Source organism: Arthrobacter ruber (genome assembly GCF_002954225.1).
Taxonomy (GTDB): Bacteria; Actinomycetota; Actinomycetes; order Actinomycetales; family Micrococcaceae; genus Arthrobacter_D; species Arthrobacter_D ruber.
This window is the reverse complement of sequence record NZ_PPTH01000010.1, coordinates 58386-83996: the sequence shown is the minus strand read 5'-3', so window position 1 is coordinate 83996 and position 25611 is coordinate 58386. Positions and strand designations below refer to the sequence as shown.

The window sequence follows — 25611 nt, the reverse complement described above, 5'->3', positions numbered from 1 at the left end:
GTAGCTGGTGTTGCTCAGGTGATTGCAGTCCACACTGCACCCGACGCGCCCAGCAGGCAGGCAGCGACCATCGGCCAGATGGGTGCCTCGATCTCGTTGCCCTGCCGGCGGTTCCTGCCCGCGGAGACGAGCCCGAGGATGAAGAACACGAACAGAACCAGGCCCGCGCCCCACAGGATCCACCCGATGACCTGCGTCAGGCCCTCCGTGCCGGGAGGCTGCGTCGGGGTGAAGGTCTGCGCCGAGAGCGATCCTTCACGGACCGGAGTGAGCGCGTTGATGGTGGTCAGGGTGTGTGCTGCCAAAGTGTTTCCGAACATGGGAGTTTGCCTTTCTCAGTGCCCGGAGCGGGCGATCTTTTCGATTTTCCGGAGCACGCTTTTCAGCCGTGTCCCGGAAGCTTGTGGGGTGACGTCAACTTCGCGCCACGAGGGTTCATACGGCGCGGTCATGGCTACCGGGAACATCCGTGCGACTCCGCGCGCGAAGTCCAGGGTCGGTTTCGTCAGCCGGTTTTTGGGCCGGTCGTGGACGATCACGAGGCCGACCAGTTCATAGGGCAGCTGCCCGGATGCGGACTTACGGGCCAGCTGCTGTGCGGCCTCGAGCGAGGATGCACTGGTCGAGCAGACCAGCAGGGCCCGCCCTGCGTAGGTCGGACGCCGCTCGGATTCATCGACGACGTTTTCCGAGCACAGGCCCGCGAGGGTGCTGGTGCCGACGCCACCGGAGGCGCCGACCAGCCACAGGGTCGCGCTGATCACGGCTACGGGGGCCGCTGGTTCGGCTTCCTCGACAGGCTCGGCGGCGAGGGTCTGCTGAATGTTCCGTGGGCCCCTCAGTGATTCGCGCTGCCCGAGGATCGGGTCATCGTCGATCGGGTCTTCCTGCGGCTCTACCTCCGGCTCGTTGACGAACGGATTGCGCTGCGGGGTCACGGTCACAGTCCCTCCGCGATCTGCGCGGCGGCTCGGAGCCAGGCGCGGCGGGTCTGCGGGAACATCGAGGAGAACCGGATCCTGCCCTCGATCAGCGATGGATCGTAGGGCACCGTGACGACCGACTTCACGAACGGGCGGAAGGACTCAGCGAGCTCGTTCAGCTTCGCTGGCCCGTGGGACGGGGTGCAGCCTAGGACGATTACTACGGCGCGGTCCGCCAGTGACTGCGCGTGCTCGTTGCCCGCCCGCAGGGCGCTCAGGACCCGGGACGCGCCTTCGGCGGCGTCGTTGACGGACTTGACCGGTATGACGACCTGGTCGGAGTGCCCGATCATCGCCTCCCAGTTGTCCCCGCGTTCGGTGTTGCCCGAGTCCATGAGGATCAGCCGGTAATACTTCGCGGCCACCGAGTAGAGGCGGTGGACCTCGTTGCCGGTGACCTCGTGCCGCTTCTTCGCGCCTGGCCGGTCATCGGAGCGAAGTACGTCGTACTGGTCCGAGGGCTGGTGGTGGACGTAGGACGCAAGATCCCCGGCCCGCGCGCCGGCGGTCATGAAGTAGTCGGTCTGCTCGAGGAGGTCGACCACCGTCGCCTCATGGCCGGCGTCGAAGGTCCGCCAGCCGAGCGACCCGAGCGAGTTGTTGTTGTCCCACGCCAGGACACCGGAACCGCCGAGGCGGGCGAATACAGCGGACAGGCAAACCACCGTTGGCGTCTTGCCTGCCCCGCCCTTGGGGTTGAGGACCGTGATTGTGCGGGGTCCGGCCCAGTGTTGAGAGACGGTCTTCTCGTCCCTGCGCTGCTCCAGCTCCGCCGGCGAGGCCGCGAGCTTCAACCCGAACTGATTCAACACACCGCGAAAACCCGCTTGTGCGGGCGAGTCGGCGTCCGGCCGGTCGACGAACGACGGCATCGCTGTCCTGCGGGTCGGCAGCGGTTCCACCGTCTCTACCGGGACCACTACCGGGACCACTGCCGGCGCCACAGCTGATGAAGCGACGGTTTCTGGTGTCGTCTCTTCCGTGGCCACGGATGCCTCAACGGGAGCGGCAACAGGGGTGGGAACAGGAGCGGCAACAGGTGCTGCTGCTTCCACCGTGGCCTTCGGCGCGGTCGGCTCTTTTGCCGTGGCCGGGGACGCTGCAGGTTCGATTGCTTCGGCGGGCTGTACTGGCCCGCTTTCCGTTGGGTTACTGTCGGTGTCCTGTTCGATGACGGCGCCGTCGGTCTGGATGAGGATCGTGCGGGAGCCGGACGGGTCCTCGATGTGCAGTTCGGTGGCGGTGCTCGTCTCGGCCGCGAGGTCGGTCGCGGTGCTCATGACGGAGCGGCGGGCGTCCATGACTGATGGGTAGGGGGCGGTGGTTTTCTCGCCTCCCAGGTCAAGTTCGAGGGTGCCGGCCGGGTCGATGACAGCGGTCATTCTCATCAGGGGTTCTCCTTCGGGGAAACAGTCGAGGTGGGGCTCGCAGTAGAAGTTGAGGTAGAAGTCGGGGTGGGTGTTGCTGTGGGTCGGGGTGCGACCTGCGTCAGCGCATACAGCAGGCTGGTGGAGGATCCTTCGGCCCGGGTGATTGCCTTGCCGTCGTCGGTGATGATGTCGGGGATCGCTGCCCGGGCGGCGTCGGTCGTGGTTTCGGTGACGCCCTGCGCGTTGATCCGCAGCTGCTCGGTGTTGGTGGTGACCCAGGCGTAACCGGCGGCGAGCTTTCCGGCTCCGGGCAGGCGGTGGGCCTGCTTCGCGTCGACGTCGACCAGGACCGTGCCTGCCATCAGCAGGCCGTTTTCCCGGTCCACCTGGATGCCGGAGGTGGCAACGTCGGTTCCTTCGACGTCGACGATGCCGACCTGCGTCGCTTCCGTCGCATCGGCGGCAGCCCCGAGGGCGTAGAAGCCGATGGTGGTGGTGTCGTTGGTCTTCCATGCCGCGACGACCGTCCCGTTCACGGATCCGAGGACCGTGACCAGTTCCGCCCCTGCCGATGGCGCAGGCAGCTTCGCCGGGGCTGGCAGGGCTGCCGAGTCCTGCGTCACGCGCCAGATCCGTCCGGAGCGCGTGTCCGCTGCTACCAGGTCGTCTCCGAGGGCTTCGATGGGTTCCGCGGCCGCCGGGACCACCCGCGCCGCTGTACTGCCGTCGGCTGCCACGATCAGTGTCCGCTTGTTCGGCAGGTCGATCCGAGGTGCTGTCCCGCCGTCCAGGACGATCGTTCCGTCCTTGGGGACGTCGACGCGGATCGGGTCCGCCCCGTCTCCGAACAGCACCAGGTCGCGGGCTGCTGCGGCCGCGACCCTCGACTGCCCATCGAGGGTGAACAGGGCGAGTTGAGCGATCGTGAACGGAGCGGCGCGCGTCCACCGCTCCACACCCGTCCGAGGGTCATGGCCGATCAGCTTCGAGCCATCCACGCTCACCGGCTGCCCCGAGGGGTCCAGGATCGCCCGAACGGTCGAGCCGGTCATCGGCGTCGTCCAGTCACCGTAGGTATCCCACCCAGCAGGAGCAGGGACCGGCAGCTGCGCGGGAGGCGGCGTGAAAACCGTCGCCACAGGCTCGGCCGTGTCGTCCTGCAGCGTGTAGAAGGCGCTGAAACCGACCGTGGCCGCCAGGAGGCCCGCGCTCCCCCACAGCACAGCCTTCCGGCGCGCAGGGGTACGACGGCGTGCAAACTTCGACCCAGTACGGGCAGCACCAGCACCTGTGACGCCGGCAGTGCCGGTGAAGGTGGTGTCTTCACGTTCCTCGAGCGTGCCCAGCTCGGCGTTGACGACCATTTCGTAGACCTCGCCGTCCTCCGTGAGTCCCTGCACCCGGCATGCTGCCAGGCCCAAACGGCGGCACGCTTCCGCTGCTGCGTCGGCCGCTACGTCGGCTGCGGACGTGTCATCGAGCACCGGGTAGGTGAGGACGTCGCCGTTCGCGTCCGCGACGATTTCGCCCTCCCCGATGGTGAGACGGATGACGGGCCAGGAATGCACTGCCGGAGTCACTTGCCCTCCCCCGTCATCGAGGCGGTCATGTCGCGGGTCTGATGCCCGACGACGTCCCACTGGCCGTCCGCCTTCTCGAGGTACACGGTCACCTGCCGGTGACCGCCGCCGTCCAGTGCCGTCTGGTCACGGGCTACCCAGCGCCACGTCACGTCGAGGACCCGAATCGCCTTGTCCGGGGTGACGTCCTGCGCGGCGTCACCGATCGCCGGAACCGCCCGGGGCACGCTGTAGGCGCCGTGTTCGGCTGGTTCCAACCACTCGCCGTTGCTCGCGTTGCGCTCAGGCTCGACCTGGTTTGCCGCCCACTCCTCACTCATCAGCGGAATCGCGCGTACCGCGGCCGCCGTCTCCGTGCGGTCCACCGTCGTGTCCCATGAATGCAACATGAGCGCCGCGACCCGAGCGGTCGAGTCGGCGTCGGATCGGTCGGCATCCTCCGGGGATGCGAATGTGTTCCCGCCCAAAATTTCCTCGGCAGGGGCCGAGGTGTAGGAGCCTTCGTAGACCTCCGTGGGAGCCGAAATCGGGGCCACGTCCTCCGACGCCGGCGCGTCGGAGGCGCAGCTGGTCAGAGCGATCAGTGCCAACATGGAGACCGCCAGAGCGGCGGCCCGGTACAGGTTGGTGTGTGAGCGACAGGTCATCGCACCCACGCTCCTTTCTCTTTCAGGATCGGCTCCGGGTCGAGGTTCCAGCCCTGGTACGGGTAGACGACCTCCGGTGCTTCCGGCTTGTAAACCTCGACGTGCAGGTGTGTGGCGACCAGCCCGAGGCCGGCCTTGTTGCCCTCGGTGCCGACGACGTCGCCGCGCTTCAACCTGTCCCCCACGGCCACGCTGTAGGCGTTGAGGTGGCAGAACGCGAACCCGAAATCGGGATCGTCGCCGTCCTCCTTGGCGATCACGCACCCGTCCTTGTCGTTGAAGCCCGTGATGCGCAGGTCGGTCGGTGCGATGATCGGGCCGCCGTTACCGCTGCCGGCGCCCGGGGTCGAGAGGTCAACCCCGACGTGGTCCTGCGCCCATGCGGGCAGGCCCGGGACGTTGCGGTGCCCGTAGCCGGAGGTGAACACCCCACCCGGGAGCGGATTGGTCCACTCACCGTCGCCGAGGTCGCCATCCCAGGCGATGGTGCCCGCCGGTGCCGTGCAGTCGGCAGAGAACTCGCCCTGCCCGGAGGAGAGGATCTTCTCGACGTACTGCTGGGTCTCGGTGAACGCCGGGATGCCCTTGGCTGCCTGCACGGCACCGGGCCCGGCGTTGTAGGCGGCGAGGGTCAGCCGCACGAGCAGATCGGCGTCATCGCCGGCCAGCGGCTGCACCTGCTCTTTCAGGGCCGCCATGTAGCGGCCGTAGGCAGGGATGGCGTCCTCGGCCGAGAACGGGTCCCCGCCCTCGCCGTACAAAGCCCAGGTGCCGGGCATGAACTGAACCACACCCTGAGCCCCTGCAGGGCTCCGCGCACCCTCGTTCCAGCCCGATTCCTGCTTCAACTGCGCCGCAACCACGCTCACCGGCAGGCCGGCAGTCTTCGCGGCAGCGTCGACCAGGTCGCCCCAGCCGTTCGGGATCGCTGGCGTCGAGGTAACGTCGCCAGCCGTTTCACCGACCGCGGAGACGACGCACGCAGCGGGGTTCTCCTCGATCTGCGTCAAAACGGCTACCGCCCCAACACCCATCAAAGGCATGCAAGCGAAGATTGGAACAAGCAACGCCAAGGCAAGCAGTGGCGCCGGTCCACTCTTGTGCTGTTCATCCACCGCTACCTCCTTCTCGGGGCCCGATGGGTACCAACCGTTTGGGCAGGGCCCGGTAAAATCGGAGAGGTTGGGGAAGCGACGTGATGTCAATTCCTGAGTTACCAGAATAGCTTAAATTTTGACATCAAGCTTACGGGCTGCGTCATGCCCATCTAGAAATTTCATCGAAGGAGGTGCCGTGGCTGTTTCTGGTTCTGACTTCAAGCAATGGCTAGAAGGACGCGGCATCACCACATCGGCAAGCGAGTTGGGCCGGCTGACCGGACTGCATCGCGTCACGGTGGGCAATCAGATGAGGCGGGGCAACGTTCCGGAGTCGACCGTCGTTGGGGTAGCTCGCGCCTACGAAATTGACCCTGTCACAGCGTTGGCGGGCTTCAAGGAGTACGAAGACCTCGATAGCCGGCCACGCTCACCGACAGCGGCAGAAGTGCTGAGCCAAGTTCATCACGCGGACCTCATGGCCGAGCTCCAGCACCGAACCCATGCCACGCTTTTCCCGCGTGACGACCATGTCAGAATCGATTTTCCGCACGATGGTTCGCACCGGGCCTGGATTGATGCCATCGACACCGGGGATGTCCGCCACGATGTGGCTGAGAAAACAGGCACGGCAATCACGTACCTGTTCACGCAGCTTTCAGACAACAAGCTCACTCCTCTTCAAGCAGTCACAGCTGCTCGGGTAAGCGGCACGTCGCTGGTGGCTGGCCTTGTCGTCGTAGGACTGCTCACCACGGAGGAGGGTGACTGGCCTGAAGATGTCAGGGAGTCAGCGCTAAGGGTGATAAAGCACGAAGAGCTCATCGAGCTCATTCAGCAACGCTTGAACCTGCTTCAGCGTCGTGTGAGGCAGCGCAAGGAGGCACTTGAATACGCGGAACGGCTGACGGAGATCCTGGGATGACAAGCCTGTACGTGATCCCGGTTAGCCTGATGCTGATTCTGCTGGGAAGCCTCACGTTCAAGCGCCTCACCTCCGCCAAGCCAGAGGGCGCCGCTATCCTCTATCGTCGCAGCGGCCGGCTTGCGCTCCTCGGGATCCTTCTCACCACGTCGTACGTCCTTCTGATGCCGCCGGTCTACATCTGGATGGAGGAGATGCTTCCGCTCTCCAATGGCACGGACCTTATCTCCAAATACTGCGCGTTGTTGGCCGTCGCCTTCCTCGGTGAACACCTGAGCCGGGCATACAACTCGACCGTTGCCCTCCGGTGGAACGTCGGCACTCGTGGAGCTATAGCAATCGGCCTCGCCACTGTCGGACTGTTCGCGACGTTGGTTACTGCGGATACCCCCCAGCCATCGCCGCAGCTCGCGAACTACGCGGATCAGCTACCCGTCGATATCAACACGTGGATCATGCTCGCCTACGTTGCCTACGTCGGGGCGCCGCTCATCCGCCCCACATTCCGGGATGCCAGACGCAACCCGCTACGAATAGGCCGCTTAGGTTCCGCTCTGATATGCACCGGTCTTGCACTGTCCACCCTCCGCGCCCTGGCCTACTTCCCCTTGGAACTTCCAGCAGGTCCCGAGGCGTTCTACATGTTCATGCTGGTGTCGTACATTTCGACAGCTTGCGTCGTCCTCGGGCTGTGGGCCTTCGCTTTCGCCCGGAGGCGCCAACTACCCCGCAACACGCTTGACATCGATCTATCGATCGAATGAGGAGAGAAACGTGAGTCAGACGCCACCAGAGGCCAAGCGCGCTGTAGAGCGCATCCTGACCAAGGCCAACCCGGAGAACGAGGCCGCCTACGCCGTCATCTTCCGCGCCGTCAGGATTTGCATCGAGGCCGGCATGGACCGCCGGCAGACGGCCCGCTACCTCGGCGTGTCCGCCCGCCGTATTGACAAGCACGGCCAGTACTTTCGTACTACGAGGTCGGTCAGGACCATGTTCGGAGAAGCCTTCCGCTCCAGGTCGATTGACGTCCCCGCAGAGGACGCGAAAGCGAAGCTGATCCAATGGGCATGGAAGAGCTGAGACTGCTCTAATTGCTGTGGTTTGGAGGAATGTGCCATATTGGTACAGTCCTTCAATCGTTAGGGAGCCAGATGCAGCCGACCGGCAGGCAGGGGGACGTGTCGCGCGACACGCCCACTCACCACTCGTCCCTCAGGGCGACACGCCGAGACACCTTACAAAAACTTTTTCTCAGGGCGGTTCGTCGGCCTTCAAGGATGCCTTGCGGACGTCTAACGAAAAACGATAGCGGGCATCTTGAGCATTGCGAGGAAGAAACGGTTCAAATGGAACCGTTGTGGCTCGCGGCCGGTTGGGGTCATCTTCGGCCTCATCCGGGCCGTAAAAGGCCCGGAAACAATGGGGACATTAGGCGCATTTCGCCCATAGGTCGGCAGGCGTGGCCCGTGCGCCCAACCCACGCGATACTTCGGAGCCCCCTCCGATCAGCTCACGCGCACATCGTTTTACAAAACGATGTGCCAGCTTCCCGCCAATCGTTCCCCGGCGCTGGTAGTTTTTCACTAGCCGCAACTGGGCCACCGCGCGACGAGCTCGGAGCCTAGGAGCAGCTAGAGACAGATTGATCCTCGTGCTACCGAGTCAGCCCCGGCTGGCAATCGGAGCGCACATGAGCAAAGGACCGATTGGGAATGGCTGAATCTACTCCACGCAAGATCGGTCGCCGGTTCAAAGGCGACCGTCGATTCGTCGGTGGAAAGATCCCTGCCCGCATGGCCGACCAAGTACATCAGGCCGCCGAGCTCGAAGGACTCACGATCACGGAGATGATCGAGTCTGCCCTTGCCATGCGCCTCCAGCACGTGGATCTCACTAAGAGGGACAACCAGGAGGTCCTGCCGATCAACATGGCCTCTTAAGCATAAGAAGGCCCGCACAAGGCGGGCCTTCCAATGACAGATGTTGCTCATCACCCGGATGCTTGCCGGCGAGGGTGAAGAGCCGTTACAGGGTCCTTGCGGATCCTGCCCTTTGAACAAACCCCAGTGAAGGGTTCCTTCGCTATTCCTTTGAGAGGAACAGGTTCATCGTACAACAGCGCCTTGCTGCGCTGCCAGAAATCATGCACCCCGGCGTGCCGCGTGTCGCGGTAGTTTCTGACGACCCTGCCGTGGTGTGGGCAGCCCTCGCACCCCTCCTGGCTGGTCAGCCCCGCGTTCGCATTTCCCCGGACGCCGGTAAGAGCTACCCTCAGCGCTTTGAGCGCGAGCTGACCGACGCCCTGCCGTCCAAGCCGGCTGCCGTGCGCATCATCGGCAAGGACGGCACCTGCCGCGCCATCTTCCTCGACTTCGACTCCTCCGTGGACGGCACAGACAGGGTCGACGCCGACGTCTACCTTGTCACGGCCTGGCTGCACGACATGGGTGCCCGCTGGATAGCGGACTACTCCCCCAACGGCGGCCGCCACATCTACGTTCCGTTGGAGGAACGTGTTCCGTTTCATGAAGCGCGCGAGCTCGTCGAGGCACTCGGCAGCCGCCACCGGAGCCTGGACAGGTCTCCGCATCAAAACCTTCACCACGGCTGCATGCGCACACCCGGCAGCGTCCACAAGCGCGGCGGTCACCAGATGCTCGACATGAGCCTAACCATGGCCTACGACATCGCGCGCCGGCCGAACTCGAAGGCTGTCTGGAACCGGCTCGTTGCAGACCTGGCCCCGGAGATCGCCGCGGCCCGCGCTTTCCGGCTCGAGCAGGAGTACGAACCGTCGATCGACACGGCATTTGACGACGAGGCCACAGCACCGGTTCGAGGCATGTCCCGCACCACGCTGTCTATCGCCACCGACGGCCTGTTCGACACCAATCGGTACGACTCCCCTTCAGCGGCACGCCAAGCCGTCCTCGTTGCAGCAGCGGCCGCCGGACTGAGTCTGCTGGACGTCGAGCGGCGCATGAAACAGGGCATCTGGCCCGGCCTGGCACAGTTCTTCGCACGCTACCCCAGCAGGCACCGGTTCAAGGCACTCGAGCGCGACTGGCGCAAGGCCAAGGCATTTCTGGCGGCATATCCAGCCGGGAAGAACAATGGCCGTATTTCCCCCACAAGCCAGCCAAATACACAGCCGGCAGGGGTTACTGCGTCATTGACTCGCGGCTCAGATTCGGAGCACCGCTTTATTCGAACCTGGCGCAACGCTCTGGCCCTGGCTGAGGTCCGGTACAGGGACAGGAGGGACGGCATGGCGAAGAGGATGCTGCTGAGGGCGCTGGGAGTTGCAGCACACATGACAGGCAGCAGATACGTGGAGTTCGGGACCAGGTCCCTCGCCATTGCATCCGGCATCGATCACACCACGGTTGCGGCACACCTGAAGGAGCTCAGGACCGAGTCAGAGCCGCTCGTCACCCTGATCGAGTCAGGACGCGGCACCCACGGGGATCTCTACACCCTCGTGGTGCCTGAGGCCTTGCAGGCGGACGCCTCAGACATCTCTTGGCGTAAGGGGAAGCTCCATGCCCTCCGGCCCGTCTTCAGGGAGCTGGGAATCCCCGCAGCGCTGCTGTACGAGGCCCTCGAGCACTCTCCCACTCCCCTATCTACGACGGAGCTCCTTCACGCCACCGGCATCGGGCGCACCGCGGTTTCAATGGCACTCGAGGTGCTTGCTGCTTGGAACCTTGTCTCCCGCTCCTCCAACAAGAGCTGGTCCGTGGTTACTGGCACGAGCCTGGCACTCCTCGCCGAGTACTTCGGCGTACCGGAGGCCGTTGAGCGTCAGGTCGCCCGATACAGGGCCGAGAGGGCCGTTTGGCGCGCCTGGCTTGCCGGGCATACGGCGGATCTCCAGCAGCAACTCCTCTCCCCAGGCGACGACTACCCCTGGCATCTATTCGAGCCTGTAACGGAGGACTGGACGCTGGCGGCGTATGCCTTCAGATAAGGGGTCCAGATCCAGAAATGGAACCATTTCACCAATAGACCCATTTCTTCCGTCACTGTCCACTCCTCAATCTGGAGCTGATCTCGCTGGCCGTACGGGCCTTCTTGGACTTGGAACAATTGGAACAATTGGAACTTGTTCATCTAATGGGTCCAATAAGTCCACATTACGATTGGTTCAATTTCTTCCAGACTAACTTCCGGTCGGGCGCGTTCGGCCAGTGGATTGGCCGTCACCGAGCGCCCACTCCCCCGCTCGCGTCACTGCCCTTCCACACCTCGCCCTACGTCTCCGGATGTCAGCCCACCCCTGGCCTACCTCAAGCCCACTCCCCCGCCATCGACTCCCGATGGTAGGGGCAGGCAGGAATGGTGCCATTAGGGCCCGTTCTGCCAGTAGTCCTCATGGCACCGTTTCTTCTTGAGCCGCTCCGCTTGGTTGGGCTAGATCCGGCGTCGGCATCCCGCAGGATCGCCACTGTGCTCGAGCGGCGTCGTTCACCCACCGACATCGCACCAAGACCGCCCGGACCACCAGCCTCTTTCAGGGGGGTATTGGAACCATTAAGTATTTTTCTGCCCGGGGACCAAATGGTGCCCTTTCTTCTCAAAACCATAGTGGAATGGAACCCTTTCTATCTTCGACTTGGAGAAGAAATGGTTCCATTGATTCAGCTCAGCCGGCTGGCAGCACACCTGACAGCCAGCGATGAACATCGTGACCTGAGGAAGGCCTTGGAACCATTTCTTCCAGGAGGCCTGGTCTTGAACGTGATGGTGATCGAACTCGGGCCTTGAAGAGCAAGGCCGTCGACACGACCGACAGCTAAGGTAAAAATGTATCCATTTCTTTCCACTGAGGCTCTGGATTAGCGGACCCAGCTAGGATTCGCCGAGGAGAAGAAATGGTTCTATTGGTTATCTAGACGGCCGCCGGGTTTTGCCGGGCAGCGGGAAGAAATGGATCCATCCGTAATATCTGTCGTCAGCGCCTGTTTCGTGCAGCTAAGCCGAAACAGATTATCCCAAATGGATCAATTTCTTCCAAGCTCGGGGTGCGGGTCTGACCTGCCTGTCCGGGGGAGCGTTGGCGCTAATGGTTCTGTTTCGTCCAATACCGGACTCACGCTCCCGGTGGTCCGCTCAATGGCGGGTGATGCCGTCGAGCAGAAATGGAGCCTTTTCGTCCCTAGCCGAATCTACTGAATGGCACCATTTTTTCCCAGGGCCACTCGGTTGCCTTCCATGCAGGGGGCGACAGAAATGGAACCGTTTCTTCCGTACCGCGGCCGCCACGGATCTGGTTAAGGTGACGTTTCTACCATTAATTAATGGTTCAATTTCTTCTATAAGATTACGGGGAAGAATTGAGGTAAGTTCCCTAATGGTTCCATTTCTTCCGCGGCGTGGCTCGCGCGTAACCTGCTACCGCGCCGCTAGTCTGAGCGGAAGAACTTCGGCCACGCCGGCACCGAGGATTCCGAGCCCGTGTGTTCTCGGGCTCCCTCCGGCGTGGCTGTCACTACAGTCAACGGAAGGTGCGCCATGACGGCGAGAATCATTGCAGTCTGTAACCAGAAGGGTGGCGTCGGCAAGACGACCCTGGTGACAGGCCTTGCAGAGGCGTTCTCCGACAAGCTGGGGAAGCGCGTGCTGGTCATCGACGCGGACCCTCAGCGCAACACCACCTCGGCGCTGGGCGTCGTCTCGCCCGAGTTCACCCTCAATGACGTCCTGTACGGCGATCCGGACAACAACCAAAAGATCACCCCCGGAGCGGCAGGCGATGCCATCGTGCCCGCCGGCGAAGCCTGGCTACCGAAGGCAGGGGCGGGGGAGGGGACTGCGGCCATCGACGTGATTCCATCCGAGCGCAATCTTGCATCGCGTGAGCGGGACGCCATGATGGCTCGGGAGCACCGTTTGAGAATCTCCCTGAAGGGCGTGGCCGAGACTTACGACGTCGTGCTGATCGATTGTCCGCCCTCGCTCGGGCTGCTAACCGTCAACGCCCTCACGGCCGCGACCCACGCCCTGCTCGTTACTGAGCCCCGAGTGTCATCCGTGGAGGGCCTGACCGAGATCGTCACAACGATCGCCGAGGTGCAGGAGAACCTCAACGAGGACATCGACCTGGTCGGCGTAGTCATCAACAAGGAGCGGAAGGGCCGCTCTGATCAGGCGTACTGGATTAACAAGGTCCGCGACGACTTCGGTGACATTGTGCTGGATCCGTTGCTGCCCGATCGCGAGCTCTTCGCGAAGGCGCAGGCCGCGTGCCTGCCGCTTCGGTCCTTCGGGTCGGTGTCCAACGTTCTCGTGGCCGACCTCGAGCAGCTCGCACGCCAGATCTGGAAGGGAAGCGAGGAATGAGCACGGCTCCCGCAGCGGGCAGGGGAGGGGCTGCCAACCCGCTTTCCCAGCTTAAGAGCAAGAAGGGTCTGAGAAAGGCTCCTGAGTCCAGCGTCGTCAAAGACATGGGCGCCGATGTGGCTGCGGTCGATGAGACGCCGGAGCCACCCGTGCTTGCCGCTGCGCCCCCGGTGCTGGAGTCGGTTGCCGCTCAGCCCGAAGCCCCGGTAGTTCTCGCGCCGGCGGTCACGGCCCCCGCAGAGCCTGCCGTCGCAGTGGAGGCTCCGTCAGCCCCTGATGTGCCCGCTCGACCCGCCTCAGAGACGGTGACGGTAGAGAAAAAGAAGATGGGCGTGTGGATCCCGGCGGAGGTCGTTGAGCGCGTCAGGAATGCCTACGGCCCCACCAGTCGGCTCGAGGGACACCGATCGCTCTCCGATCTTGCTGCGCGCGCCCTCGAAGCCGAGGTGACACGCCTGGAGGAGAAGTACAACGACGGCCAGCCGTTCCCGCCCGACGAGATCGGCATCCCGCGCGGACGACCGCTGCGGTAGGAGCCCCGGCACAGCAAAGCCATGGTGGGGTCATTTCCGCCGGGCTCCTTCGTCCGCTCCTACAACGTCCGCGCCGGCTCAGGCTCGGCCTTGATAAAGAGACTTCTGCGGAGCTCGGCCCGCGGCTTGATTTGCTTGGAGTTGTAGATGAGACCTGCAATCGCTGCGAGCAGGGCGAGAAGGAACGAGCCTACCTGTAGGACAAAACGCCAACTGGTGAGTTCGCCGCCGAACAGGAGCGGGCCGACCAGGGCGAGGGCAGCAGCGTAGAGGGTGACGCCGGCGCGGAAGTATCAGGTGCAATAGATTCGCAGCGCATCGCCCAGCTCAAGATCGGCTTAGCCGCGGGCTTAGGGTCCGGCTTTCGCCCACCGCTCGTTAGCTTCCGCCGTCACATCGTTCAGTCCCGCCACTATCCCCCTGCCAGCTCGTCGACCGCGAACTGTGAGTTCTAGTGGGCTTCGTTGTAGGCGTCGATGATCGATTGGGTGATGCGTCCCCGGGAGCTGGGGTTGTAGCCGTTGTCCTGTGCCCACTGGCGGATCTGCTGCGTGTCCTCGCGCTTGGATCGGCTCGTCGAGGAAGGCGGTGAGGCGGACTTCTGTTCGCCCTGGCCCCTGCGACCGGTTCTGGCTTTGCGTGCCTCAACATCGGTGGACGTGCACAACCTCGAACAGTGGATGGGTCCTCAGAGACTGGACTAACTTGCAGTCCAACTTCTGGGGTGCAGTTCATGGTGCGGTTCCGTCTCCACCTTTTTGACGCGTCGATCAGCAGTGCAGCGTTTGGTGACTGGAATGCTGGGTACATGACAGATCAACCCCAGAGCGACGGGCAGCCTAGGCCGTTGCGGTTCTTGACCCTGCAGCAGGTAGCGGATGAGTTGAACACCAAGCACAGCACCGTTCGGGCGCTAATCGCCTCGGGGGAGTTGCCGGCGATTCAGATTGGCGGCCGGGGCCAGTGGCGTATCGAACGTGCCAAGATCGAGGACTACGTCACCGCGGCTTATGCCAGAGCCCGCACCGACATTGCCCGCGGCGGCGCCGACGTTGACGCTGACCCAGCGTCTGACGCGGCAGAGTGAGTGGTCTCGACGTCTAGTGCCTGCTGTGCCTGGGTGGGGTCGCCCTGTTCGTTTACGGTGTCGTCAGCGGGGCGGCGTCATCGGCATAAGTCCGAGACCGCGAATAGCTACCTGCAGGGCATGCTGGCCATGCTGTTCGGGGCTGCCTTGTTTTTCATCGCGATCTGGGGGTGAGGTCGATTTTTAGGGTGCTGTGGCAGCGAGGAACCGTCCTGTCTGCCGGAATTCGCGAGCGAAGAGGATGGTGGTGACCAGGAAGACGGCTGTGATGCCCATCCATAGGAAGGAGAGATCTTCGAAGAGCCCTCCGAGACCGTAGGAGTGGAGGGGGACTGTCAGGAGGTTGGTTGCTTGGGTTTTCCTGCTTTGCACGGCGACCGAGCGCGCTACAGCAAGACGAACGGGATCCTGTGGTGGTGGCTCTTTGCCAGTAATGGCCCGCCTCAGGTACTTTTGCTCGTCGACCTCGAGCCCGATGGTGATGGAGAGATTCTTACCGAGCTCGGCGCGTGGTTTGACTCGCTTGGAGTTGTAGATGAGACCTGCGATCGCTGCGAGCAGCGCGAACAGAAATGAGCCTGCCTGTAGGACAAGACGCCAATTCGTGGGCTCGTCGCCGGACAGGAGCGAGCCGACCAAGGCGAGGGCACCGGCGTAGAGGATGACACCGGCGGGGAAGTAGCGGGTGTAATAGACCCGCAGTGCTTCGCCCATGCCGTTATCAGCGAACCCGTGGGCGTACCGTTCGGCTTTAGCCCACCGCTCATTGGCTTCCGATGTCAGGTCATCGAGTCCCGCCACTGTCCCCCCGCACCTGGTCGACCGCGAATGGGGTCCTAGTGGGCTTCGTTGTAGGCGTCGACGATGGTCTGGGTGATGCGTCCGCGGGGGCTGGGGTTGTGCCCGTTGTCCTTCGCCCACTGGCGGATCTTCTGGGTCTCTTCACGCTTGGACTTACTCGCCGCCGCCGAGGATGTGTTCTGCCCGCCCTGTCCGCGCCGGCCCGTCTTTGCCTTCCGGGCCTTTTCCACGTACTCGGACAGGGTCGAGCGAAGCTTCTCAGCGTTCTCCGCCGTGAGGTCGATCTCGTACTCGGTGCCATCGACACCGAACCGCACCGTCTCGTCCGCTACTTCACCATTGAGATCGTCGACCAGTTCCACCTGAACGCGTTGTGCCATTGTTCTACTCCTAAAAATTGTTGGTCTGATTACTGCATCCCCTTTCGTGGATTCTATCCCAAATGAAACTAAGCACGCTTCGCATTGCCACTGTCACCGTTATCGCGAGTAGGTATGGGCGTGACGGCGCTGAGCCACACCCAGCCCTCGCGGTGGATCTTGATGAGCGGTTCCAGGAACCGGATCTTCACCGCTGTGCGCGTGTACGTGATCGCGTGTGCCTGGACGCGGATGGCTTTGGAGGGGTACCGAATCCACGCGTACACGCGCCGTGGTTCGGGGAAGTCGGTGGGTTGGTAGTTTTCGACGTCGAGTTCGGCTGCGGTGAGCATGATGAGCTCTTCGCGCATGACGAACTCCTCGATCTTTTCGTCCATCAGCCGGGCGTAATGCTTGCCATACCTTTTGGAGCCACCCACAACTGGTTCAGGTTCCGGTTACGTCCCGACTGCCGCCGGCTCAAAACCCGTCGATGCCCGCCACGCGGCGCAGCCGCCAGTGGCCCCACCGTGGGTCCGCGCTCATATCGAACTCCAGCACTGGGGACGCGGGCCCGGTCTGCGCCTGGAACCGCCAGAACCGGGTCGTGAGCATCCGGCTCTGCCCTTCCAATGCGCTTGGGCCGCCCAGTCCGTCTGGGGGAGTGGTGGCGGGTTTCCGCCAGCTGCTCGAGCTGGACCACGAGACCGGCTCGCCGATGACCTGCCACAGGCCGCCCCGCCAGCGCAGCGCCAACGGCAACCCCGAAGGCAGGAACCGGACGTCGGCGGTCTCGTCCAGCACATGCCATGCCGGCTCCTCAGAGCCCCGCGCGGCTTGCCTTGTTCGTGTTGTGTCGTCTGGCTGTGCTGTCATCGTCCGCCGTCCTGATCCTCTGCCGTCCCTTGTGCAGGTTTTAAAATAGAACACAATTTCGATTATTTGGGAAGTTGTCCGGATGGCGGGGGAGGGCTTGCTGGTTCAAGAAGCTGATGAGCCCTACGCCGACAAAGACGATGAACGAGACCTTCGCTGGCGTCCTAGCTGGGATGTCCATTGTTTTGGCGGGATTCGTAGGCCTGCTGTCCCTGCTGGCGCTGTCGTTCGGTCAGGTGGAGCTGAACTGGGACGGTGCGTGATTCGTACTCAGGAGCGACCTTCTCATCGGCCTCTACATCTCCGGGTATCGGTACTTCCGCGCCCGAGCTCGATAAACGTTCTCTTCTCAGCACCTCAGCACCTCAGCGCCAGGAGGCTGTGCACATCCACCGCTCGCTCGAGGTGCGCTATCCGGTGTCGGTGACGAGAGGTGGGTGTGTGCAGGAGGGCCCTCGGGTTCCTGCTGTCCCCCTGTGTGCGGGACAAGCAGCGAAGCGTGGGGGAGCTTGTGCCGTGCACCTGGGGACAGGAGGCGCGCCCGTGCGCTCCGTGCTGTCCTGCGTCTGTCGGAGAGCTAGGGGAGAATGCGGGTATGTGTGGACGCTTCGTCATCGCCGGAAACAAGGCCGCTATCCGGGACGCTTTCAGCGTCGACGAGTCCTTCGAGGACGAGTTGAAGCCGTCGTGGAATGTGGCGCCGATGCAGGGGATCCCGTTCGTGTCCGAGCAGCTGCGCGAGGGGACACTGGTGCGCGGCCTCGAGACAGCCCGCTGGGGACTCGTCCCCGCCTGGTCGAAAGACCCGAAGGCCACAGGAGCGAAGATGATCAATGCCCGCAGTGAGACGGTCACGGAGAAGCCATCGTTCCGTACCGCAGCCGCCAAGCGCCGAGCCCTGATACCAGCCAACGGCTACTACGAGTGGCAGAAGAACGAGGACGGGACGAAGACCCCGCACTACCTCCACGCGGAGGACGAGGACCAGCTGCTGGGCTTCGCCGGCCTGTACGAGTTCTGGCCCGACCCCACCAAACCCGAGGACGCTAAGGACAAGTGGTTGGTGACCGCGACGATCCTCACCCGCGCCGCGCATGACGCGCTCGGCCACATTCATGACCGGACGCCGGTCATCATCCCCAAGGACCTGCAGGATCAGTGGCTGGACCCAACCATGACCGAGCGGGACCAGGTGCAGCACTTCATCGACACCATCCCCGAACCCAACCTTGTGCCGCGGATCGTGGGGAAAGAGGTCGGATCAGTGCGCAACAATGGGCCGCAACTCATCGAACCTGTCGAGTAACGGATTGGCTATCCAACTTGTCGTCGTCCATCTATGAGTGAGCTAGACCGAGCTTCTGTCAGGGTTCCCTGACACACTTCTTGAAGGAAAACCCTAACGGAAGGTTGGCCATGGGGTGGATTTCAAGCGACAACGAGCATGAAGGCTGGGCCGCGCCGGAGGCTCCGGACGGACGGCACTCCGGCAGTTCATCGTCGGCCGGGATGCACGTCAAGGGGATCACCGGACGCTGGCCACGGGATCCGCAGCTGGATGGCTATGAGATCGTCCCAGACAAGGACATCGTCGGCTGGCGCGGAGTCTGTGAATGCGGGTGGCGGGGCGAACTATGGGAACGGGCCCAAACTCTGGCCGCAGCGGACCTTGACCGACGCCGGGACTACGTCGCCCCGGAGGACTTCGCCGACGCTTCCCCACAGGTCGAGGACGCCATCCACGAGGAGTGGAAAGCTCACATCGCACCCTCGGAAGCGGTCCTCGGCGTGGAGGCAGCAGCGCGGGACCACAAGCAGGCCGGAGCCCGGCTGGATAAAACCGTGGCGGCCGCGAGAGCGGCGGGCGCCTCTTGGGCCGACATAGGCCGAGCCGTGGGAATCAGCCGGCAGTCCGCGCACGAACGGTGGAGCACCCAGTAACGCGAGGTGTTGCGTTTGGTTACGCCCTGCGCAATGAAGACCGCACGCAAGGGGATCGTGCAGCGAACGCCCGGTGTGTAGCTAGCGTTGCCTTCATCGAGAAGCTTTGGCAGATGTTGTTCACCTCTTCGAAGAGAAACGGCCCATTCAGATGACTGCCTTGGATCAACCCGACGCTCTTGGGGGAGTGACTAGGCTTCCCCAAGGGCTCACCATTGCAGATACTCCGGCCGCGGCTCGATATGATCCCTGCAATCCCTTGCCGGCATGCGCCGTATCAGCTGGCTCGAATAAAAAATATTGGTGGAGATGCACTGCCGGATCAGATCACCGATGGGAAGCTGTCGCTAAGTCGGTCACCGCTTCACGGAAGAGCGGATGCCCGTTCTGTGCCGGTAAGAGACCTTCCGTGACAAACCGGTTGGACATTCTTTACCCGGTGTTGGCCGGGGAATGGGACTTTGAAAAGAACCAGGGCCGGCGAAGTGGTCGCGGGATCCGAGAGAAAGGCTTGGTGGCGTTGCCACCAGAACCACAGTTGGCAGGCGATCATCCGCAGCCGGACTGTTCTCGGTGCAGGCTGTCCGCAGTGTGCTGGGGATCGGACGGCGAAAAGGATGTCGCAGCCAAAACCGGGAGAGTCCCTGGCCGACGTGCATCCTCTGGTTGCGAAGCAATGGCACCCGGTGAAGAACGGGCCGCTGACTCCCGAAGAGGTGGCCCCACAGTCAAACACCGCGGTCTGGTGGCGCTGCGCTCGGGGCCATGACTGGCGGATATCTCCCGCTGGCCGCGTCGCCAAGGGAGGGGCAGGGTGCCCGTACTGTTCGGGGCGCTTCGCCACCGCAGAGACTTCACTGACTGTTCAGAGACCCGAAATAGCAGCGCAGTGGCATCCTTCCCTGAACGGTTCGTTGACTGCCAATGATGTGCTGCCATCCACCGCCAAGATGGTGTGGTGGAATTGCCCCGCCGGCCACGACTACAAAAGCAAGGTCGCCAACCGGACAGCGCTGGGCCGTGGTTGCCCCTACTGCTCAAATCAGAAGATCGGATACGGCAATGATCTAATGTCGAAAATGCCGGCGCTGGCGGCCGAATGGCACCTGACCAAAAATGGAAAACAGACTCCTGCCCAGGTCACGCCCGGAGTGGGAAGACCATTTTGGTGGCTCTGCGAAAGGGGCCACTCTTGGCGGGCCAATGTCGCCTCCAGAGCCCGGCTGGGAACCGGATGCCCAAAATGCTCGGCCGGATGGAGGCGGTCACGGCCCGAGATCGCTTCGCAATGCGAACTTCAGGCATTGCTTCCCGCGCCCGTTGAAGGTGATGCCAGGGTAAACACCTCGCAGGGCCAACAACACGTGGATATCATCGCCCGCACCCTGCGGATTGCGGTGGAGTACGACGGCAGCTTCTGGCACGCAGGACATGAGCAACGGGATCGGGAAAAAATTCAGGCCCTAACTCGTGACGGATGGGTGGTCATTCGTGTGCGGCAGGCACCCCTGCCTCTCATCCAATCAGTTGACGTCACCTGTACAACCGGTGATCCCGACCCCTACCAAATGACATTGCAGGTTATCGACCGCCTTGCCTCATCCTCCTGTACTAGCCCCCCCGACCACCCGATAACTGCCGTTTCCGAACGTGTGAAGGAAGTAGCGGCTCTTTATCGTATGAAGGGACATCTCTGGGCGAAGGAGACTTCGGAGCGGATGATCGCCGACAGTCTCCACCGGGTTGAACGAACCCGCCCCGCCCAACCCCCTCCTCAGCCCGGACCCGGGAATTCACTCGCGGAGAAAAGTCCGGCGATTGCGGCTGAATGGCACCCCACCCTAAATGGGGATCTCCGTCCAGAGGATGTTGCGAACTCCAAAAACGCAAGGGCATGGTGGCTATGCGGGCGATGCGGAAATGAATGGAACACGACCATTAACACCCGGGCGAGACGAGGTAACCCGGGTTGTCCCTCCTGCAACCGATTGATTTCCGGCCGGCGGCGAGCCCAACCGAAATCAGGAGAGTCTCTCGCAGAAAGCGATCCAATCATCGCGGGCCAATGGCACCCATCCCTCAACGGCGTGCTGTTACCTACGGAGGTCCGTCCCGGTTCTCACCTCAAAATCTGGTGGCGGTGTGGGAGCGGACACGACTGGGAAAGCGCGGTTTATAACCGAACAATCGGTAAGCACGGTTGCCCACATTGCAGACATTAGGGCTGTGGTCGAAATGCCGATAACAGTGCATTTGACACTCGTTAGCTTCGGTAGCGGGACTATAGGCCGTCTACGCGGTGTCGCGCAGAGCAAGCCACGAGTCGAAGTTTAGGACCGGCATCTTGTTGGCAGAATGAGGGAGGTCGTATCAGCGGGGGGATCGGTTGATAAGGGAGCTGAGGTAGTAATTCGCGTTGTCACACCGAGTCGGGTTGTGCTTTGTGACGTGGCCCTTGGTCGCTTCGAAGGCCACAGTGGGAGTACCTACAACACCGAAAACTTTATCTAGAGCGGCTGCGACGCTGCGTCATCCGTGGCTGCCATGGCAAGAAATGCACATCGTATACTTGCCATACATGCTCTCCTACGAAGACACCGCCCCTGAGAACTTTCAGGTGCACCGGAATACTTCACTTCTACGTGAGGGCTCATTTAGTTGGCCATGCGGAGGGGCGGACCCAAGAGGGAACTGTCTCTGCATCCCAGGGAACGTCGGGGAAAGGGTTCCAAGCTTCAGGATTTTGCAAGTTCAGAATTCCAGGAGATGCACCTGTGACTTCTTTAAAGGTGATGATGCCACCAGTAACTTGTGCTTCTTCGAAGCTAACAGCACCAGCAGTAAATTGCGCCTTGTCAAAGGTTAGTGCACTTGGGATGGGATACGGTTTGAGAATTAAACCGCGGAAAACTTCTGACCTTTTGAAAGTGATGTTACTACCGACAAATTTTGCTTTGTCGAAGGAAATAGTGCCTGCGGCAAACTTGGCCCCGTTGAAAGTGATGATGCCAGCAGAGAACGTGGCCTCGTTGAATGAGACGTTTGGGGCATTAACAGTAGTACTAAGGGTGTGGTAATAGGCAGTAAACCATACTCTGTCGAAAGTGACTGTGCTTCCGGTGAACAGCGCCTTACTGAAGGAAACCTCGCCAGTACTGAAGAAAACTTCTTTGAAGGTCACTATGCCGGCTGCGAAATTTGCTTCGTCGAAGTGGACTTTGCAGCCAGCAAACTCCGTCTCCCGTAAAAATTCGAAATTGCTGATCAGCCATGGTCCAAGGGAAGGAGCAATCTTGGACCATGGACGAGGAAGGGGGGCGTTGCGCGTAAATTGTGCTTTTTCGAAGATTACTGTGCTCCCCACGAACTGTGTTTTGTTGAACGTCACAGTGCCTGCAGTGAACTGTGTTTCATTGAAGGTTACGGTGCCGGCGCTGAACTGTGTTTCGTCAAAAGTGACGATACCGCCAGCGAACTGTGCTCTATCAAAAGTTACGGTGCCACCAACAAATTTTGTCTTGTCGAAATTTATTCTGCCTTTGAAGACTGCATCGTCGAAGATGCCTCCGTCAAATGTTGCGCCCGTGAAGTTCATAGATATATTGCACCAGTTGGTTGAAAATTCCCCCGGGCGCATGAGATGGTCACGAATGACGTTGATGATAGTTAAGCGGACTTCACGTTCCCCGGGTTTAGCCGAATCTGGGCTATAAGGCATACGCAGATAGGCGCAGAGCACATCGACGCACACTTTTTGCTCGTTTTTATTAGAAACATGAAACCAATCGTCAGCTAAAGCTGTCATTGCATAGACGCCTGCTAGACGGACTGCAGCTTGCTCGTGTCCAAGCTGTTCGGCTGCTGTTGTGAACCGTGCCCTGAGCTCTGTTACCCCGCTAGCGGAGTGCTTATCGGTTTCGAGCTTGTGCTGGTGCTCCCCCGTACGCTGGCGGCGATAAGCGATGACTGCGGCCCCGCCTAGTCCTGCTAAACCCACGGTCGCAACCGCGCTACGCACTACGTCAAACCATTTGTCTGATTCAAGATTTGGAGGTTTTGCGCCTGGTAACGGCCATAGCACCCCGGCTGCGAGATCAGCGAACACGATTATTGCAAGTGCCCCGACGATGAGTGCGGCGAGAACTGCCACAACTACTAGTATCAAGAGCGGTGCGCCGTCGCGGTTACGGTCTCCCATATCTACAGCCTATATCCAGGAGGGGGTTAAGTTGGATTGTGGAAGTGGGTTTTCTTTCAAGCTCCCATAATCATCCGCCGTCAGTAGGTGCCGTCGAGCCCGCTAGCGGATTGTGCTTGCAGCCCTTAGCGTCGATCTGCTTCAGCGGCTGAAATTGGACTACTAATTAGCGTTGATGTAGTTGTAGGCGTTGTCGAACAATTCGGGTGCCCGGTGCAGCTCGTATTTCTGCGGCAAATTTTGTATCCAAACTCCGTCTCAGCAATATGTCTCACATGGATCATTCTCAACAATCGAGACGAAGGCCTTTAATGAACCTGAGGAGACCTGAGGATGGGAAGTATCGGATACGCCAAGGTCAGCAGTTTAGATCACAATGCTGACCTGCAGCACGCGGCACTCCGAGCAGCTGGCTGTGACCGGATTTTCACCGACCACGGGGTGAGTGGCACGAGAGCGAGCTTGCCTCGCCGGAGCTCGACAATCTGCGAGGCGGTGATGAGGTTGTGGTGTGGAATGTGGGCCGGTTGGTGCGCACCATTCGTAGCCTGCTGGCTTTGATCAATGACCTGGAACACCACACTGTGCGCTCTTGCAGCGGCACGGAAGGAGTCAGCACCACAGCCCCGGTGGGCAGGACCATGCTTACGGTCATGTCCGCGTTCGCGCAGCTCGAGCGCGACCAGCTTGTCGAAAGGATCAGGGCAGGAAGGGCTACGGCCGCGGAACATCGGCGGAAAGCGGCTGGTGGTGCGTTTCATTGGTTATGGAGTGACGCGCTCACTTGCCCGGACAGGCCAGCCGAGAGAAGGGTTTCTTCGGTATGGGTGTTCACGGAACAAGCTTTTCTGAACGCAGGGAAGGTGGGCGGTACTGGGTCTTCCATCCTGATTCACGCGCTTTCGAGGTGAAGAAACTTTTCGTTAGCCGGTGAAGGAAAGATGAGCCCCTAACGAGCCGGTGTTGCGGGTTAGCGGCTCTCACGTTGTTGGAGGGGATACGTTGGTCAGTTGGTCGAAGGCTAATCCGCTTGACCCCTCACCACGGCCTGTGCTCTTGCGTGCGCCGTACCACGTTACTACTGAACCATCGGGCCGTCGGGTGCGCTGGTAGCACTGGCTGACCATGACACCTGCGCGCGGCACCTCCTCCTCGTGGATCAAGTATCTCAAGGGCAGGTTTTGCCGGAGCAGGGTGGTCCGGGGCCGAATTTTTTCCGGATTTGGCTGCCCTTCGATAAAACGGGGGAGTGCGGCACGCTGGAGTTGAGTCTCTCTGCTGCTGCCTTCGACGTGTACTGCAATAAACGGGATCCACTGTTCCGGCACTTCGTTCATCACGCGGTATCGGATCGGTGCAACCGCCGGAGGTGGAGGCGCCATCGGCGGGGCGGCGAGCCTCCGAAGGTGAGTGGCATATTCGTGAGCTGCTTCTCCTCCGGCTCGGCACCAGCCGCTGGGCAAGGGGATCTGCCGCTCGATTGCCCAGACCATGTTGGCCAACTCGTCGCGGACCAGCGCGACTTCCTCCAAGGAATCGCCCTGCTGGACCTTCGGCGCAGTGGGGAGTATTACGAGTCTGGCCAGCTCCGGTCCCGGGCCGGTGGATAATTTCTGGGTGTCATCAGAGGTTAAGGTGAACATGCTCCACGGTTCCCATCCGGCCGCGGTCGGTGAATCCTGCACGGGCCGGATCCACAGACGCTCGTCAAACACTGTCGTCAGCGCGATTCCGTGTACCTGTGCCAGAGTCTGGGTGGGGAGTACCCAGGGTAGAACAAACCAGTCGTTGGCGTAAACGAGTGAGAACTCCAAGAGCATCAGCTTGCCAAGGTCGGTGGTGTCAGGCGTGACCTGCCCGAAGTTTGTGCGTTTATCCTCATAACTCCACCACCGCGGATTGGGCATACCCTCGAACACCACGGAAGTGGGAATGACCGTGAGTACCTTCCGAAGGGGTGGCAATGCGGATCGGGTGGGGCCGAGTCGTTCGTCGTCGCGATGTTCTAGGGCGTGCCAGTCGAGGGTCCCGTGGTGGTACTCCGGCGCCCGGAGAACAACTTCTGTGCCGGAGCCGTCGTTCCCGGTGGCTCCGGTTGGGGCGGAGAGCCCGAAAGAATACTCAAGACGCGATGGCAACCAGGCATCGTCGCCCTCTTCTGGTTGGTCGAGGAGATCGGCGAGCCACAAGCGTAGTCGGTCTGCCAGGGCGGCCAAGGCCGACTCATCACCGGCTGCGGGGATGCCGTCCGCGGCGGTGTGGGCGGGGTCCTCATCGAGGTACTCGAGAAACGCAATCCCGTCCATCGCTCTGCCGCCCGCGCAGCTTACTTGCTGCCACGCGTCCGCATGCGCGCAGATTTGTGCGTCAGCCTCGGTACCAGGATCGGGCACGCGCACGGCATACCTTTGGAGGTATGCGTCCTGATGGTTAACCGCGAGCCGGCTGGCTGCATGTTCCTTCTTCAGCAGACGCAACCACCGCCGACCGGTGGCCATCCGCAGATCAAGTGAGAGGTACTGTTCTCCAGACTTCAGAAGTAAGCGGCGCCGCTCCACCCGGGACTCGAGCATCTCGTCGGGTAAGAGGGAGTGGGCCTCGCCGTCAGCGGCTTGGTACTGATCGATTGTGCGCAAGTCTAGACATGCCCGAGCTAACACCGGTGATCCCGCGTCGTCGCCCTCAAACTCACCCATCTGCCATTGCCGAGAGAGCATCCAGAGCGCGTCCCGCACTTCGGCCTTCAGGGCGCGGTCGAAGTGATGTGTGCGGGGCCGGCCCTCCAGTCGGTTCCAGCGGGTGGTGGATGGAAAGCGGCTTTCTAAGAGCGCTTGTTCGATGTGCGTGACGATGTTGCGCTCTGTCATGG

Annotated in this window: 27 protein-coding genes and 1 pseudogene; 15 read left to right on the top strand and 13 right to left on the bottom strand. The window is 61.9% G+C overall.

All coding sequences use genetic code 11. The features are described from left to right. Positions 1–14 precede the first annotated feature (14 nt). Genes CI785_RS01815 through CI785_RS01785 form a run of 6 tightly spaced genes read right to left on the bottom strand, consistent with a single transcriptional unit; the run spans position 15 to position 5695 of the window. Positions 15–320: a hypothetical protein gene (locus tag CI785_RS01815; RefSeq protein ID WP_157940122.1), complete on the bottom strand. Its 306-nt coding sequence runs from the start codon at positions 318–320 to the stop codon at positions 15–17. Between the two features lie 15 nt (positions 321–335). Then, the gene (locus CI785_RS01810) at positions 336–938 is read right to left on the bottom strand and encodes a DUF6668 family protein (RefSeq protein ID WP_157940121.1); all 603 of its coding nucleotides are present in this window, start codon (positions 936–938) and stop codon (positions 336–338) included. Between the two features lie 2 nt (positions 939–940). Further along, the gene (locus CI785_RS16925) at positions 941–2371 is read right to left on the bottom strand and encodes a MinD/ParA family ATP-binding protein (protein WP_157940120.1); all 1431 of its coding nucleotides are present in this window, start codon (positions 2369–2371) and stop codon (positions 941–943) included. Next, a complete protein-coding gene (locus tag CI785_RS01795) occupies positions 2371–3933 on the bottom strand; it encodes a hypothetical protein (RefSeq protein WP_105030391.1) in 1563 nt (520 codons plus the stop codon). Before CI785_RS01795 ends, CI785_RS16925 begins: the two co-directional genes overlap by 1 nt. After that, a complete protein-coding gene (locus tag CI785_RS01790) occupies positions 3930–4580 on the bottom strand; it encodes a hypothetical protein (RefSeq protein WP_105030390.1) in 651 nt (216 codons plus the stop codon). Before CI785_RS01790 ends, CI785_RS01795 begins: the two co-directional genes overlap by 4 nt. Beyond that, a complete protein-coding gene (locus CI785_RS01785; protein ID WP_105030389.1) occupies positions 4577–5695 on the bottom strand; it encodes a transglycosylase SLT domain-containing protein in 1119 nt (372 codons plus the stop codon). Before CI785_RS01785 ends, CI785_RS01790 begins: the two co-directional genes overlap by 4 nt. 178 nt (positions 5696–5873) lie before the next feature. On the opposite strand from CI785_RS01785, the gene CI785_RS01780 reads away from it, so the two are divergent. The 7 genes from CI785_RS01780 (at position 5874) to CI785_RS17420 (ending at position 13480) form a co-directional block, all read left to right on the top strand. Beyond that, on the top strand, positions 5874–6602 hold the full coding sequence (locus CI785_RS01780; protein WP_157940119.1) for a hypothetical protein: 729 nt from the start codon (positions 5874–5876) through the stop codon (positions 6600–6602). Further along, positions 6599–7366 carry a hypothetical protein gene (locus tag CI785_RS01775; protein ID WP_105030387.1) on the top strand — a complete coding sequence of 256 codons (768 nt, stop codon included), beginning with the start codon at positions 6599–6601 and terminating at the stop codon, positions 7364–7366. The genes CI785_RS01780 and CI785_RS01775 overlap by 4 nt, the downstream gene beginning before the upstream one ends. 10 nt (positions 7367–7376) lie before the next feature. Then, the gene (locus CI785_RS01770; RefSeq protein ID WP_105030386.1) at positions 7377–7685 is read left to right on the top strand and encodes a hypothetical protein; all 309 of its coding nucleotides are present in this window, start codon (positions 7377–7379) and stop codon (positions 7683–7685) included. 713 nt (positions 7686–8398) lie between these two features. Beyond that, positions 8399–8545 (top strand): hypothetical protein, encoded by a 147-nt coding sequence (locus tag CI785_RS16920; RefSeq protein WP_157940118.1) that lies wholly within the window; start codon positions 8399–8401, stop codon positions 8543–8545. A 383-nt stretch (positions 8546–8928) separates the two neighbouring features. Next, entirely contained in the window at positions 8929–10575 is a 1647-nt protein-coding gene (locus CI785_RS01765; protein ID WP_338064870.1) for a MarR family transcriptional regulator, read from the top strand. 1544 nt (positions 10576–12119) lie between these two features. Continuing rightward, the gene (locus tag CI785_RS01760) at positions 12120–12947 is read left to right on the top strand and encodes a ParA family protein (protein ID WP_105030384.1); all 828 of its coding nucleotides are present in this window, start codon (positions 12120–12122) and stop codon (positions 12945–12947) included. Further along, complete coding sequence (locus CI785_RS17420) at positions 12944–13480, top strand: ParB family protein (RefSeq protein WP_240614945.1); 537 nt, start codon at positions 12944–12946, stop codon at positions 13478–13480. Before CI785_RS01760 ends, CI785_RS17420 begins: the two co-directional genes overlap by 4 nt. Positions 13481–13931: 451 nt before the next feature. On the opposite strand, the gene CI785_RS01750 is transcribed toward CI785_RS17420, so the two are convergent. Beyond that, positions 13932–14147: an Lsr2 family DNA-binding protein gene (locus CI785_RS01750; protein WP_157940117.1), complete on the bottom strand. Its 216-nt coding sequence runs from the start codon at positions 14145–14147 to the stop codon at positions 13932–13934. Between the two features lie 189 nt (positions 14148–14336). On the opposite strand from CI785_RS01750, the gene CI785_RS01745 reads away from it, so the two are divergent. After that, positions 14337–14567, top strand: a complete 231-nt coding sequence (locus CI785_RS01745; RefSeq protein ID WP_420808203.1) for a helix-turn-helix domain-containing protein — start codon at positions 14337–14339, stop codon at positions 14565–14567. A 183-nt stretch (positions 14568–14750) separates the two neighbouring features. Here CI785_RS01745 and CI785_RS01740 read toward each other — a convergent pair whose 3' ends face one another. The 4 genes from CI785_RS01740 to CI785_RS01725 form a co-directional block, all read right to left on the bottom strand. Then, positions 14751–15368, bottom strand: coding sequence for a hypothetical protein (locus tag CI785_RS01740; RefSeq protein WP_157940116.1), 618 nt, complete (start codon positions 15366–15368; stop codon positions 14751–14753). 35 nt (positions 15369–15403) lie between these two features. Then, on the bottom strand, positions 15404–15748 hold the full coding sequence (locus CI785_RS01735) for a histone-like nucleoid-structuring protein Lsr2 (RefSeq protein WP_105030380.1): 345 nt from the start codon (positions 15746–15748) through the stop codon (positions 15404–15406). 68 nt (positions 15749–15816) lie between these two features. Beyond that, complete coding sequence (locus tag CI785_RS01730; RefSeq protein WP_105030379.1) at positions 15817–16125, bottom strand: hypothetical protein; 309 nt, start codon at positions 16123–16125, stop codon at positions 15817–15819. 82 nt (positions 16126–16207) lie between these two features. Beyond that, on the bottom strand, positions 16208–16531 hold the full coding sequence (locus tag CI785_RS01725; protein WP_105030378.1) for a hypothetical protein: 324 nt from the start codon (positions 16529–16531) through the stop codon (positions 16208–16210). A gap of 212 nt (positions 16532–16743) precedes the next feature. On the opposite strand from CI785_RS01725, the gene CI785_RS17625 reads away from it, so the two are divergent. The 5 genes and pseudogenes from CI785_RS17625 (at position 16744) to CI785_RS17725 (ending at position 20766) form a co-directional block, all read left to right on the top strand. Continuing rightward, positions 16744–16866, top strand: coding sequence for a hypothetical protein (locus CI785_RS17625; protein ID WP_276307993.1), 123 nt, complete (start codon positions 16744–16746; stop codon positions 16864–16866). A gap of 332 nt (positions 16867–17198) precedes the next feature. Further along, on the top strand, positions 17199–17909 hold the full coding sequence (locus CI785_RS01720) for an SOS response-associated peptidase (RefSeq protein WP_105030377.1): 711 nt from the start codon (positions 17199–17201) through the stop codon (positions 17907–17909). Positions 17910–18019: 110 nt separating this feature from the next. Continuing rightward, positions 18020–18544, top strand: coding sequence for a hypothetical protein (locus CI785_RS01715; protein ID WP_105030376.1), 525 nt, complete (start codon positions 18020–18022; stop codon positions 18542–18544). Between the two features lie 151 nt (positions 18545–18695). Continuing rightward, positions 18696–18932: pseudogene (locus tag CI785_RS17730) on the top strand (zinc-ribbon domain-containing protein); the annotation flags it as partial. A gap of 73 nt (positions 18933–19005) precedes the next feature. After that, a complete protein-coding gene (locus CI785_RS17725) occupies positions 19006–20766 on the top strand; it encodes a zinc-ribbon domain-containing protein (RefSeq protein ID WP_157940115.1) in 1761 nt (586 codons plus the stop codon). 428 nt (positions 20767–21194) lie between these two features. Here the strand turns inward: CI785_RS17725 and CI785_RS01690 are convergent, their stop codons facing one another. Continuing rightward, the gene (locus CI785_RS01690; protein WP_157940114.1) at positions 21195–22694 is read right to left on the bottom strand and encodes a pentapeptide repeat-containing protein; all 1500 of its coding nucleotides are present in this window, start codon (positions 22692–22694) and stop codon (positions 21195–21197) included. A gap of 381 nt (positions 22695–23075) precedes the next feature. On the opposite strand from CI785_RS01690, the gene CI785_RS17620 reads away from it, so the two are divergent. Continuing rightward, positions 23076–23303 carry a recombinase family protein gene (locus tag CI785_RS17620; protein WP_276307992.1) on the top strand — a complete coding sequence of 76 codons (228 nt, stop codon included), beginning with the start codon at positions 23076–23078 and terminating at the stop codon, positions 23301–23303. Then, a complete protein-coding gene (locus tag CI785_RS01685) occupies positions 23249–23653 on the top strand; it encodes a recombinase family protein (protein WP_338064869.1) in 405 nt (134 codons plus the stop codon). The genes CI785_RS17620 and CI785_RS01685 overlap by 55 nt, the downstream gene beginning before the upstream one ends. Positions 23654–23722: 69 nt before the next feature. Here CI785_RS01685 and CI785_RS01680 read toward each other — a convergent pair whose 3' ends face one another. Next, positions 23723–25609: a hypothetical protein gene (locus tag CI785_RS01680; protein WP_105030373.1), complete on the bottom strand. Its 1887-nt coding sequence runs from the start codon at positions 25607–25609 to the stop codon at positions 23723–23725. Positions 25610–25611: the final 2 nt, after the last annotated feature.

Coding starts and splice junctions, on each gene's coding strand:
- CI785_RS01680 (WP_105030373.1), bottom strand. CDS start 25,609: ATGACAGAGCGCAACATCGTCACGCACATCGAACAAGCGCTCTTAGAA.
- CI785_RS17620 (WP_276307992.1), top strand. CDS start 23,076: ATGGGAAGTATCGGATACGCCAAGGTCAGCAGTTTAGATCACAATGCT.
- CI785_RS01730 (WP_105030379.1), bottom strand. CDS start 16,125: ATGGACGAAAAGATCGAGGAGTTCGTCATGCGCGAAGAGCTCATCATG.
- CI785_RS01735 (WP_105030380.1), bottom strand. CDS start 15,748: ATGGCACAACGCGTTCAGGTGGAACTGGTCGACGATCTCAATGGTGAA.
- CI785_RS01775 (WP_105030387.1), top strand. CDS start 6,599: ATGACAAGCCTGTACGTGATCCCGGTTAGCCTGATGCTGATTCTGCTG.
- CI785_RS01760 (WP_105030384.1), top strand. CDS start 12,120: ATGACGGCGAGAATCATTGCAGTCTGTAACCAGAAGGGTGGCGTCGGC.
- CI785_RS01715 (WP_105030376.1), top strand. CDS start 18,020: ATGGGGTGGATTTCAAGCGACAACGAGCATGAAGGCTGGGCCGCGCCG.
- CI785_RS17625 (WP_276307993.1), top strand. CDS start 16,744: ATGAACGAGACCTTCGCTGGCGTCCTAGCTGGGATGTCCATTGTTTTG.
- CI785_RS01720 (WP_105030377.1), top strand. CDS start 17,199: ATGTGTGGACGCTTCGTCATCGCCGGAAACAAGGCCGCTATCCGGGAC.
- CI785_RS01815 (WP_157940122.1), bottom strand. CDS start 320: ATGTTCGGAAACACTTTGGCAGCACACACCCTGACCACCATCAACGCG.
- CI785_RS01790 (WP_105030390.1), bottom strand. CDS start 4,580: ATGACCTGTCGCTCACACACCAACCTGTACCGGGCCGCCGCTCTGGCG.
- CI785_RS17420 (WP_240614945.1), top strand. CDS start 12,944: ATGAGCACGGCTCCCGCAGCGGGCAGGGGAGGGGCTGCCAACCCGCTT.
- CI785_RS16920 (WP_157940118.1), top strand. CDS start 8,399: ATGGCCGACCAAGTACATCAGGCCGCCGAGCTCGAAGGACTCACGATC.
- CI785_RS16925 (WP_157940120.1), bottom strand. CDS start 2,371: ATGAGAATGACCGCTGTCATCGACCCGGCCGGCACCCTCGAACTTGAC.